We start from the raw sequence: 12,356 nt of genomic DNA on the forward strand, positions 1-12,356 counted from the left end.
GCCTCGCGCAAGTGCATGCTGGCTAATCCACGCCTGCGTACTACCCGCCCTCGCCAACCGGACATTCGCATGACCCAAACCATCCACGCCCATCTGCATGAAGAAGCCGCCACACTCGCGCTTGGCAACGCACTGGCGGCCGCAATCATGCCCGGCCTCACGATTTACCTACATGGCGATCTGGGTGCCGGCAAGACTGCACTCACGCGCGCATTGCTGCATGCATTGGGTCATACCGGCCATGTCAAGAGCCCGACCTACACACTGGCCGAGCCCTACGCGATCACGACAGCGAACGGGGTGTTGACGGTGATTCATTTCGATCTGTATCGCATGAGCAGCGCCGAAGAGTTTCTCGATGCAGGTTTTCGGGAACATTTCAACGCAGAAACCGTCTGCATCATCGAATGGCCGGAAAAGGCCGAAGGCGTCCTGCCCGATCCCGATCTGCGTATCAGCCTCGCAGTCGCGGGTCAGGGGCGTGATGTAGAATTGCTGGCGTTGTCCGATCAAGGTATTGCATGTCTGAACCGACTGAAATTCGCTCCCAATCTGTAATCGCCAAGCGACGCCGGACGGTCTTGAAGGCCGGCAGCACGCTCCTCATTTCCCTGCTGACGCCGATCACGGCACGTGCCGCCCAGATTCTGGCGGTGCGCATGTGGCCGGCAGAAGACTACACACGCGTCACGCTGGAAAACGATACTGATCTCAAGACGCAGCATTTCACGCTCGACAATCCTGATCGGCTGGTCATCGACATCGAAGGCATCGACCTCAATCCGACACTGAAGAGTCTGGTCGCCAAGGTGCAGGCCAACGATCCGTATGTCAGCAAGATCCGCGTCGGGCAAAACAAGCCGCATGTGGTACGGCTGGTGTTCGATCTGAAGGAAAAGATCAATCCGCAGGTGTTCACGCTGGCACCTGTCGGCGAATATCAACATCGTCTGGTATTCGATCTTTATCCGGTCAATCCGCCCGATCCGATTGCCGCATTGATTCGCGACGGCAAATGGTCGATCGACGACCCGGTTGCAGAGGCCGTACCTTCATCGCCTTCGCCAGCGCCGGCACCGAACACGCCTTCTGCGCCACCGATGGCGGAAGTCTCCCCACCCGTGCCGGAAACCAAGCCCGGACGCAAACCGCAAGTTTCCCGCATGCTGACGATCGCACTCGATCCCGGCCACGGCGGTGAAGACCCGGGCGCCATCGGTGCACGCGGCAGTTATGAAAAACACGTCGTGCTGTCGATCGCCAAACGCCTGAAGGCCAAGCTCGAACGTGAACCCAATATGCGCGTGATGCTGACGCGCGACGGCGATTTCTTCGTGCCGCTCGGCATGCGTGTGCAAAAGGCGCGGCGTGTGCAAGCCGACCTGTTCGTGTCGATCCACGCCGATGCCTTTGTAAAACCGACTGCCAATGGTTCATCGGTCTTTGCCCTCTCGGAAAAAGGCGCAAGCTCGACCGCCGCACGCTGGCTGGCGAACAAGGAAAATGCGGCCGATCTGATCGGCGGCGCCAACCTCAAAGCGGGTGCCGACAAGCAATTAGCCAGCGTGCTGTTCGATCTTTCGACTACCGCGCAGATCAACGACAGCCTGAAACTGGGCAAGGCCGTGCTACAGGAAATCGGCGGCATCAACCGCCTGCACAAGAATGCGGTCGAACAGGCCGGATTTGCGGTGTTGAAAGCGCCGGACATTCCCAGCATCCTGATCGAAACCGCCTTCATCTCCAACCCCGAAGAGGAAGCGCGCCTCAACGACAATGCCTATCAGGACCGCATGGCCGAGGCCATCGCACAAGGTATCAAACGCTACTTTGCGAAGAATCCGCCGCTGGCAAAAGGCCGCATGATGTAAAAAAGGCGTGGATCAAATCCACGCCTTTTTCTTTGCTCCGTGCTTCAGGAAGGCTTGCGTGCAAAGCGCTTGCCGAACTTCCACAACACACCGATCAGCACCGGACCCGCCGCCGCGGCAACGCCAATCAAAACGATTGAACTCAAGTGGTCGCGAATGATGGGAATGTTGCCGAACAAATAGCCGGCCGTCACCAAACCCACGATCCACAACAGCGCACCCGTGCAATTGAACAACTGGAATTTACCGAAGGTCATTTTCGATACGCCCGCCACGAAAGGCGCGAACGTGCGCACGATGGGCAGGAAGCGCGCCAGCACCAGAAACTTGCCGCCGTGGTTTTCATAAAAGGCGTGCGTGCGTTGCAATGCATTGCGATCCAGCCAGCGGTAGTCGTGCGTATAGACCTTGTCGCCAATGGCAGAGCCGATCCAGTAATTGACCGTGTTGCCCAGAATGGCTGCGACGCTCAGCAAGAAAATCAGCAAGCCCAGATGCATGGCACCGCTGGCGCAAAAAGCGCCCGCGATGAACAGCAAGGTATCGCCCGGCAGAAAGGGGAAAATCACGAGTCCGGTTTCACTGAAGATGATGGCGAACAGGACCAGATAAATGAGGGGGCCGTATTGTGCGATGAAGACACCGAGATACTTGTCGACGTGCAAGATCATGTCGACCAACTGCATGAATTCCATAATTCTCCTTGGTTGCCCGCACATGATACCTGAGCCATGAAATGTGGTCAGAACGACATCAGAAATCGTCGCACCACCGCAGCCATGAAGAATGTCAGGCACAGCGCATCCTTCCGCAGTCGCCATCCGTAGCCGCTATAATGCGGCGATGCATGCCACCCAGTCTTCCCATCGGCCGATCCAGCCGCTTTCCGACCAGCTCATCTCGCAAATCGCCGCCGGCGAAGTGGTCGAACGTCCTTCCGCAGTCGTCAAGGAACTGCTCGAAAACGCGCTCGACGCCGGTGCCACGCAAATCACGGTGCGGCTCGAACAAGGCGGCGTCAAGCGCATTGCCATCACGGACAACGGCCGCGGCATCCCGCCCGAGCAGATGCCACTGGCACTGGCGCGTCACGCAACCTCCAAGATCGCCTCGCTGAATGAACTCGAAAACGTCGCCACACTGGGTTTTCGTGGCGAAGCGCTGGCTTCGATCGCCTCGGTCGCGCAATTGACGCTGACCTCGCGCACTGCCGATGCCCCGCATGCATGGGAAATCGTCGGCAATCACAATGCGCAGGTAGCACCATCGTCCGGTGCAGTCGGTACCACCATTGATGTGCAGGACCTTTATTTCAATACGCCGGCGCGCCGCAAGTTTCTGAAAACCGAACAGACCGAGTTCGGCCATTGCGCCGAAGTCCTGCGACGCATTGCATTGTCGCGCCCTGACGTCGCTTTCTCGCTCACGCACAACGGCAAGACGGTCGATCACTGGAATGTGACCGACATTGCCAAGCGCAGTGCACACGTTCTCGGCAATGACTTCGCCGGTGCCCGCCTGCCGATCGAAGCGCAAGCCGGTCCGCTCACGTTGTCGGGCTTCATCGGTTTGCCGACTGCCGCCAAGGCACGCGCCGATGCGCAGTATTTCTATGTCAATGGCCGCTTCGTGCGCGACAAGCTGCTCACCCATGCGGTGCGCTCGGCTTATCAGGATGTGCTGCATGGCGACCGCTATCCGTCCTATGCGATCAGCCTCGATCTCGATCCGGCGCTGGTCGATGTGAACGTGCATCCGTCCAAGATCGAAGTGCGCTTCCGTGACAGTCGTGCCGTGCACCAATTCGTGTTCCATGCAGTACAGCGTGCACTGGCGCAAACCTCGGCTACGGCGCACGGTGTCGCGCCGGCACCGACACCCGCTTCGTCCTCGGTGTTGCCATGGCTGCGCGAACAGCAACAGACATCGTTCAGCAGTCAATTCGCCGGTAGTGGTGGTTTTGGTGTCGCGCAAACAACCGCGAATTACGGCGCACTGTTCTCGACTTCGCAAACCGACAGACCTGCGTTCTCAGCTACTTTTACCGACACCGTAACTGGCTCGCCTGTCGATACCATTGGCTTGCCATCGAACAGCACGATGTCGGATGAGGAAGAACATCCGCTAGGCTTCGCGCTGGCGCAGCTGCACGGCATCTTCGTGCTCGCACAAAACCGCAAGGGCTTGGTGCTGGTCGACATGCACGCCGCTCATGAACGTATCCTCTACGAGCAATTGAAGAACGCGCTCGACAGCGATGCCATGCAAGTGCAACCGCTGCTGATCCCCGTGACTTTCTATGCAGATGAAGTCGAAGTCGGCACCGCTACCGAAAGCCAGGACATCCTGCGCTCTCTGGGATTCGACATCACGCCACTGTCGCCAACCACACTTGCGGTACGCGCCGTACCGGCATTGTTGAAGAATGCCGATGCGCAATCGCTGGCGCGCGATGTCCTGCGCGACGTACGCGAATTCGGCGGTTCACGGATACTGGTAGAGCGACGTAATGAAATGCTCGGCACACTGGCCTGCCATACCGCCGTGCGCGCCAATCGCAGCCTGACCATCCCCGAAATGAATGCGCTGTTGCGCCAGATGGAAATTACCGAACGAGCAGACCAATGCAATCATGGCCGTCCGACTTGGGTACAACTGGGTCTGTCCGACCTGGACAAACTGTTCCTGCGCGGCCAGTGAATCGCGTAGTCGCATGAACATCTCCGCGCACAAACCGTTGGCTGTTGCCATCATGGGCCCGACAGCGTCGGGCAAGACTGCCGCCGCACTCAAGATCGCACATCATCTGCCGAGCGAAATCATTTCGGTCGATTCCGCACTGGTCTATCGCGGCATGGATATCGGTACGGCCAAGCCGACCATCGAAGAGCGCGCACAGGCCCCGCATCACCTGATCGACATTCTCGATCCGCTCGATGCCTATTCGGTCATGCAGTTTCGCAACGATGCGATTCGGCTGGTCGCCGACATCCAGTCGCGTGGCAAATTACCGCTACTGGTCGGCGGCACCATGCTGTACTTCAAAGGCTTGCGTGACGGTCTCGACGATCTGCCGCAAGCAGATCCCGCGATTCGTGCCGCACTCGATGCCGAAGAAGCAAAGCACGGTACGCCCGCCATGCATGCACGACTTGCCCTCGTCGATCCTGTCACGGCAGCACGACTCAAACCCAACGATTCGCAACGCATCCAGCGCGCGCTGGAAATCCATCAGCTCACCGGCCAGCCCATGTCTTCCCTGCTGGCACGCGCACCGAAAGAGGAATTGCCTTTCGATCTCTTGCCGATTGCACTCGAACCGTCGGATCGCAGTGTGCTGCATCGTCGCATTGCACAGCGTTTCGATGCGATGCTGCGCAATGACGCTCTGATCGATGAAGTCCAAGCCTTGCGCAAACGCGGCGATTTGCATCCGGGCCTGCCTTCCATCCGCTGTGTTGGCTATCGCCAGACCTGGGATTATCTGGATGGCTATTACGGCATGGCCGAATTGCGTGAAAAAGGCATCGTTGCCACGCGCCAGCTCGCCAAACGGCAAATCACGTGGCTGCGCGCCATGCCGGACCGCATCGTCGTGGATTGTCTGAGCACCAATGCCCCAACTATCATTTTGCAAACCATACAGCGCAGTTTGTCCCGTTTGTCATCCTGATACGCCCGCATCTTGACGGACACACAACCACGAGACGATGGTTGACAAGCCTTCTGAAAACACCCATAATCGCGGGCTATCTGGTGATATAGCTCAGTTGGTTAGAGCACAGCACTCATAATGCTGGGGTCGGTGGTTCAAATCCACCTATCACCACCAAGACATGTTCTTCGGAACGTCCTAAAACCCGTTTCACGCTTCGGCTGGAACGGGTTTTTTGTTTTCATTCGCAGAAATTGCTTTCCGAAGCGCACGATTTGTAGGAACCTGTGTCTACAACTGCGCATCACCCTTCCCGGCCAAGCTTCTTCGGTCTGAGTCCACCACACTTTCTTCAGGAATATGGAACCATCCTCTACCGATCTGAGCTGGCTGTCCGGCGGCGGCGACATGGGCAAACTGATCCGCTCGATGGACTGGTCGCAAACGGCACTCGGCCCGGTCGAGACCTGGCCCCAAAGCCTTCGCACCTCGGTCAGCCTTTGCCTTTCTTCCACTTTTCCGATCTTGGTAGCATGGGGGCCGGAAGATATCCAGATCTACAACGATGCCTATCGCCCCATCTGCGGCGATCTGCATCCTGCATCGATGGGACAGAACTTCAAGATCTGCTGGGCTTCGGCCCTGCCGGTCGTCGGCGATGCCTTTGATCGTGCGCATGAGGGTGAAGGCACTTACATTCGCGATCAGCGCATGTTCCTCGATCGCTACGGCTATCTGGAAGAAGCGTTCATGACGTTTTCGTTTTCGCCGATCCGTGTCGAATCCGGCAATGTCGGCGGCGTCTTCCACCCGATTTCAGAAAGCACGGACAAGGTTCTCGCAGCGCGCCGGACACAAGGCTTGCGCGAACTGACGGCGCACATCGCCAAGTCACGGACTGTCACAGAACTCTGCACGGTGACGGCGGAACAGCATCCGGCATTGCAACTCGATCTGCCATTTCTACTGATCTATACCTTCGACGACGATGGCACGACCTTGCAGTTGGGCGGCCATGCCGGCTTGCCTGTGGGTTGCCCGCTGACCATCGACAAGGTTGCCATCGATCAGGCATCGACTTGGCCATTCGGGCAGACGATCGAGAACGGCACGCTGACGGTGTTGTCCGATCTGGCTGCACGCTTTGGCGATTTCGTGTGCGAACCCTATCCGGAAGCGCCACACACGGCGGTGCTCTTACCCATCACGGTTGCAGGGCAGGAGAAACCGTTCGGTTTCGTGGTCGCTGGCGTGAGTGCGCGCCGCGCACTCGACAAGGATTACGAAAGTTTTTACGAATTGCTGATGAATGCCTTCAACACGGCCGTCGGCAACATCGTCGCCTACGAGCAGGAACAGAAACGCGCCGAGGCACTGGCTGCCATCGATCGCGCCAAGACGGTTTTCTTTTCCAATGTGTCGCATGAATTCCGCACGCCACTGACACTGATGCTGGGGCCGCTCGAAGATGCGCTGGCCGATACCGAAGAAGTGCTCAGCGAGACGCAGCGCGAACGACTGGATGTCACGCATCGCAATGCCCAGCGCTTGCTGAAACTAGTCAATGGCTTGCTGGATTTTTCGCGTATCGAAGCCGGACGCATCCAGGCACACTATGTCAAAACCGATCTCGCACGACTGACCGAAGACCTGGCCAGTGTATTCCGTTCAGCAATGGAAAAGGCCGGACTCGACTATCGCGTCAGCGTTGCGCCAACGACAGAAGATGTCTATGTCGATCGCGACATGTGGGAGAAGATTGTCTTCAATCTGCTGTCGAATGCTTTCAAATTCACGCTGCAAGGCAGCGTGAACGTCCATCTGGCGCAAGAAGACGATACGGTGCGCTTGTCGGTTCACGATACCGGCACAGGCGTGCCGGCGCATGAGTTGCCACGACTGTTCGAACGTTTTCATCGCATTGAAACAGCACAAGGCCGCACCTATGAAGGCTCGGGCATCGGCCTAGCGCTGGTGCAGGAATTGGTAAAGCTGCACGGTGGCAGTATCGATGCAGAAAGCACGCTCGATGTCGGCACGACATTCCATGTCACCCTGCCGCTGGGCCACGAACACCTGCCCGCCGAGAACGTCAGTCATACCGATAGCGAGCCAAATGCATCACACAAAGGTGCTGCCTTTTTGCAGGAAGCATTGAGCTGGCTGCCCGACGCTGCGACGAAAACCGTCGCGCTCGCACAGACGGCAGAAACAACTGCCGAGACCCTGCTCACGCAACCGGCGCGCATCCTGATCGCCGACGACAACAGCGACATGCGTAGCTACATTCGCCATCTGTTTGAAAAACAGGCCATTGTCGAAACCTGTGCCGACGGCGAAGAAGCCTATGAAGCCATCTTGCGTTCACCACCTGATCTGTTGCTGAGCGATGTCATGATGCCGCGTCTCGATGGTTTCGGTCTGATTCACAAGATACGCAATACGCCCGAGATACACGATGTGCCGATCATCCTGCTTTCGGCGCGCGCTGGCGAAGAGGCACGGCTGGAAGGCCTGCAGGCAGGCGCAGATGACTATCTGGTCAAACCTTTTTCGGCCAAGGAATTACAGGCGCAGGCGCAACGTCAGATCCACATCAGCCGGCAACGCAAGGCGAGTCGTCATGTTCTGGAAGAAAACGTGCGCTACTTCCAGTCCTTGGTCGATTCGTCGCCAGCCATTCTCTGGCTGACCGACGATAAAGGCATGTGTACCTATCTGAGCCGTCGCTGGCAAGACTACACCGGACGCAATGCCAAAGACGATCTTGGCACGGGCTGGCAGGAAGCAATTCACCCAGCAGATGCCGCCGCGATTGGCGCGCAGTTTGCGCAAGCCGTTGCAGATCGAACGCGCTTCAGTTTTGACTATCGCCTGTTGCGTCGCGACGGCGAATATCGCTGGGTCGTCGATGCAGGCTCCCCCTATTTCGATGAACACAACAATTTCATCGGTCATGTTGGAACGCTGGTGGATATTCATGACACCAAGGTACTCGCCGACGATCTATCGGAAAGCAATCGCCGCCAAAGCGAGTTTCTCGTCACGCTGGCGCATGAGCTGCGCAATCCGCTAGCACCCATTCGCAACGGCCTCGAACTGTTGCGCATGAGCGAAGGCAAGCTCAAAAACGCGGCAAACGTACAGCGCATGATTGAACGTCAAGTTGGTCATCTGACCCATTTGGTCGATGATCTGCTGGATACGGCGCGTATCACGCGTGGCAAGATCAACCTCAAGAAAGCTGACACCTCACTCAACGAAGTGCTAGGGGATGCAATCGAGATTAGCATGCCGCTGATCGAGGCCAGCCGTCACCGTCTGACGGTAGACAATGCCGATCGCAACCTGCATCTCGCCATTGATCGTCACCGCATTGCACAAGTCGTCAGCAATCTTCTTAACAACGCTGCCAAGTACACGCCTGCAGGTGGCAACATCCATCTATCGGTTACGCAGAATGCAAAACAGGTTGTGATCAGCGTCAGGGACGACGGTGTCGGCATTCCGACGGATGCTCTGGCAACAGTATTCGGCATGTTCACGCAGATACCAAACCATATTGAACGCGCTCAGGGCGGCCTGGGAATCGGGCTGTATCTGGTCAAGCGACTGGTGGAATTACACGATGGCGACGTTCGCGTGGAAAGCGCTGGCAGTGGTCTTGGCAGCAACTTTATCGTCACGCTGCCGCTACGCCAAAGCATTCCTGAACAAGCGCCTCAGGCGGTAGAAAAACCAGAAACCGGAAATCCGGCATCGTTGCGCATCCTCGTGGTGGACGACAATGAGGATGCTGCATCCAGCCTGGCAGAAATCATGACGCATTATGGGCATCAGACAAGAGCAGTCCATCGTGGCCGGGAGGCGCTGCTAGCGAGCATGACTTTCAAGCCGCAAATGGTGTTTCTCGATATCGGCTTACCCGACATGACGGGCTATGAAGTGCTTGAACAGCTCCAAAAGCTGCCTGATTTGCACAACACGCTTTTCGTGGCGCTAACCGGCTGGGGATCGGAGGCCGATATCGTGCAGGCAAAGCAAGTGGGCTTTCATCACCACTTGACGAAACCCGCTTCGGTAGAAGCGCTTGGGGTATTGCTTGCCACACGCCCCCAAGATGATACGTTCGGTTCACAACGCGGCGCACAACTGCATTGATAAGAACAGGAGCGTTGCCGCACAGGGTGGCACCGCGCCGCAGCCAACAAAAAAAGCCGTGAAAGCTTGTGCGATCACGGCTTGATTCAAGACAGCCTGCGTAAAAGCCGCAGGTGTCGGTCGCGCTTACTCTTCCAGCAGGCTGCGCAGCATCCACGCCGTTTTCTCGTGCACTTCCAGACGACGCGTCAGCAGATCGGCCGTTGGTTGGTCGTTCGCCTTGTCGACGATGGGGAAAATGTTTCGGCCAGTACGTGCAGTCGCTTCATGCGCTGCCACCAAATACGCCACCATATCCATGGCTTTGGGCACACCGGCGACTTCCTTGACTGTAGCCAGTTTGGCAAATTGGGCATAGGTGCCCGGCGCAGCATAACCGAGTGCGCGAATGCGTTCGGCGATTTCATCGAGCGCGGCCCATTGTTCGGTGTACTGCGTCATGAACATGGTGTGCAGGCTGGTGAACATCGGGCCCGTCACGTTCCAATGGAAGTTATGCGTCATCAGGTACAGCGTGTAGCTGTCGGCCAGAAAGCCCGACAGTCCCTCGGCGATCTTGGCGCGGTCTTTTTCGGAAATACCGATATCGATCTTGGTTGGATTGGTTTTCTTGGTTGCCATAGTGGTAGTCCCCATCAAAGTGGAATCATGATCATACTGAATTTTCTTGATACAAGCACAAGCCTCGCGGATGTATTGAAACGGCCGACATGCAGGCGGTAAGCGGCAGGGCTGCGTGATATCATGCGGGTTCGCGAAAACAGGCGATTCGATGCAGTATGGCATGTCTTGTTTCGCACAGTCCGTGCGCTTTCGAACCGGTTGCGCGGCGTGCCCATGCGGGCCAGTCTCTTCTGAACACCATCATTTCATGCCGCTCATGCCGCTGTTTCGTCTTGTCATCTGTTGCGCACTAGCCTTTGCCACATGGAGCGCACACGCCTTCGAGCGGCCGTTTCCGCCAAGCGCCAAGCGCGGTGTCATGACGCCGGGCATGTACCCCGAGATCACGCTCGACAGCAAGGCACGCCGATTGTCAGCCGGTTCGCGCATCTGGAATCGCGACAACCTGATCCAGATGCCGGCCAGCCTGCCGAGCACGCAGATGACGGTCCACTACACGGAAGATATAGAAGGCAATATCGATCGCGTGTGGATTCTGACCGACGAAGAGATCAAGAAGCCGGCGCCGAAACCCGCGACTGAGACGACGGAATAGCAACAGTCAATGACTGTCACCGGCACGGCACGCCATTTGCGCTCCCTGTGACGAGTGACACACCAACCCACGCAGCAATTAAGTAGCAATCATGCAGAAAAAGATATACATCAAGACGTTCGGTTGCCAAATGAACGAGTACGACTCGGACAAGATGGCCGATGTCCTCAATGCATCGGAAGGCTTGATCAAGACCGACAAGCCCGAGGAAGCCGACGTCATCCTGCTCAACACCTGCTCGGTGCGCGAAAAGGCGCAGGAAAAAGTGTTTTCGGATCTGGGCCGCCTGCGCGAACTAAAGCGTAACAATCCCGACCTGCTGATCGGCGTCGGCGGTTGCGTGGCGTCGCAGGAAGGCGATGCCATCGTCAAGCGCGCGCCGTATGTGGATGTCGTGTTCGGCCCGCAAACCCTGCACCGCCTGCCAGAGATGCTCAAGCAGCGCCGCACCAGCGGTCGTTCACAAGTCGATATCAGCTTCCCCGAAATCGAAAAGTTCGATCACATGCCGCCGGCGCGCGTCGAAGGACCAACCGCCTTCGTTTCCATCATGGAAGGCTGCAGCAAGTATTGCAGCTATTGCGTGGTGCCCTACACGCGCGGCGAAGAAGTCTCGCGCCGTTTCGAGGATGTACTGGCTGAAGTCGCCGGGCTTGAAGCGCAAGGCGTAAAGGAAATCACGCTGCTGGGCCAGAACGTCAATGCCTATCGCGGCAAGATGGAGGATGGCGAGATTGCCGACTTTGCGCTGCTGATCGAATACATCGCCGAACTGCCGGGCATCGAACGCATTCGCTTCGTGACCAGCCATCCCAAGGAATTCACGCAACGCCTGATCGATACCTATGCCAAGGTGCCGAAGCTCGTCGATCATTTGTATCTGCCGGCACAGCACGGTTCGGATCGCATCCTAGCAGCGATGAAGCGCGGTTACACCTCGCTCGAATACAAGTCCGTTTTGCGCAAACTGCGCGCGATTCGCCCGAACATTTCGATCTCGTCCGATTTCATCGTCGGTTTCCCGGGTGAAACCGACGAAGATTTCGAAGCGATGATGAAGCTGATCACCGATATCGGTTACGACAACAGCTTCAGCTTCATCTTCAGTCCACGCCCCGGCACGCCCGCCGCGAATCTGGAAGACGATACGCCGCATGAGGTGAAGCTCGCCCGCCTGCAACGCCTGCAAGCCGTGATCGATGCTAATACGCGCCGCTACAGCGACCAGATGGTGAGCACGATCCAGCGCGTCCTGGTAGAAAGCGTATCGAAGAAGGAAGCCGACGACCTGCAAGGCCGTACCGAAAACAATCGCGTGGTCAACTTTGCCGGCGGCCCGCATGCGGAACGTCTGATCGGCCAGATGGTCGATCTGAATATCACGCAGTCGCACGGCTATACGCTGCGCGGCGAAATCGTTGTCAAACAGTAAGTCACTTTTCCTGACCTA

9 protein-coding genes and 1 tRNA gene are annotated in these 12,356 nt (G+C 57.4%); 8 read left to right on the forward strand and 2 right to left on the reverse strand.

All coding sequences use genetic code 11. The features are described 5' to 3' along the window. Positions 1-69: 69 nt before the first annotated feature. The gene (gene tsaE / locus QZ725_RS12020; RefSeq protein ID WP_293779818.1) at positions 70-558 is read left to right on the forward strand and encodes a tRNA (adenosine(37)-N6)-threonylcarbamoyltransferase complex ATPase subunit type 1 TsaE; all 489 of its coding nucleotides are present in this window, start codon (positions 70-72) and stop codon (positions 556-558) included. Further along, a complete protein-coding gene (locus QZ725_RS12025) occupies positions 522-1,871 on the forward strand; it encodes an N-acetylmuramoyl-L-alanine amidase (RefSeq protein WP_293779820.1) in 1,350 nt (449 codons plus the stop codon). The genes tsaE and QZ725_RS12025 overlap by 37 nt, the downstream gene beginning before the upstream one ends. A gap of 44 nt (positions 1,872-1,915) precedes the next feature. Here QZ725_RS12025 and QZ725_RS12030 read toward each other — a convergent pair whose 3' ends face one another. Further along, positions 1,916-2,566, reverse strand: coding sequence for a VTT domain-containing protein (locus QZ725_RS12030; protein ID WP_293779822.1), 651 nt, complete (start codon positions 2,564-2,566; stop codon positions 1,916-1,918). A gap of 148 nt (positions 2,567-2,714) precedes the next feature. On the opposite strand from QZ725_RS12030, the gene mutL reads away from it, so the two are divergent. The 4 genes from mutL to QZ725_RS12050 all read left to right on the forward strand — a co-directional run bounded on the left by mutL (position 2,715) and on the right by QZ725_RS12050 (position 9,687). Next, positions 2,715-4,571: a DNA mismatch repair endonuclease MutL gene (mutL, locus tag QZ725_RS12035; protein WP_293779951.1), complete on the forward strand. Its 1,857-nt coding sequence runs from the start codon at positions 2,715-2,717 to the stop codon at positions 4,569-4,571. A 13-nt stretch (positions 4,572-4,584) separates the two neighbouring features. Further along, positions 4,585-5,544 carry a tRNA (adenosine(37)-N6)-dimethylallyltransferase MiaA gene (miaA, locus tag QZ725_RS12040; RefSeq protein WP_293779824.1) on the forward strand — a complete coding sequence of 320 codons (960 nt, stop codon included), beginning with the start codon at positions 4,585-4,587 and terminating at the stop codon, positions 5,542-5,544. Between the two features lie 82 nt (positions 5,545-5,626). Further along, positions 5,627-5,703 (forward strand) — tRNA-Met (locus QZ725_RS12045). A 183-nt stretch (positions 5,704-5,886) separates the two neighbouring features. Continuing rightward, the gene (locus tag QZ725_RS12050; protein WP_293779826.1) at positions 5,887-9,687 is read left to right on the forward strand and encodes an ATP-binding protein; all 3,801 of its coding nucleotides are present in this window, start codon (positions 5,887-5,889) and stop codon (positions 9,685-9,687) included. A gap of 126 nt (positions 9,688-9,813) precedes the next feature. Here the strand turns inward: QZ725_RS12050 and QZ725_RS12055 are convergent, their stop codons facing one another. Then, complete coding sequence (locus QZ725_RS12055; protein WP_293779828.1) at positions 9,814-10,308, reverse strand: Dps family protein; 495 nt, start codon at positions 10,306-10,308, stop codon at positions 9,814-9,816. 250 nt (positions 10,309-10,558) lie between these two features. Between QZ725_RS12055 and QZ725_RS12060 the strand changes: the two genes are divergently transcribed. Together QZ725_RS12060 and miaB are read left to right on the forward strand one after the other, a co-directional pair. Beyond that, a complete protein-coding gene (locus tag QZ725_RS12060) occupies positions 10,559-10,906 on the forward strand; it encodes a hypothetical protein (protein ID WP_293779830.1) in 348 nt (115 codons plus the stop codon). Between the two features lie 91 nt (positions 10,907-10,997). Beyond that, entirely contained in the window at positions 10,998-12,338 is a 1,341-nt protein-coding gene (gene miaB, locus QZ725_RS12065; RefSeq protein ID WP_293779832.1) for a tRNA (N6-isopentenyl adenosine(37)-C2)-methylthiotransferase MiaB, read from the forward strand. The last annotated feature ends 18 nt before the right edge of the window (positions 12,339-12,356 follow it).

The sequence above is a fragment of the uncultured Oxalicibacterium sp. genome, from assembly GCF_913776015.1.
Classification (GTDB): domain Bacteria; phylum Pseudomonadota; class Gammaproteobacteria; order Burkholderiales; family Burkholderiaceae_D; genus Oxalicibacterium.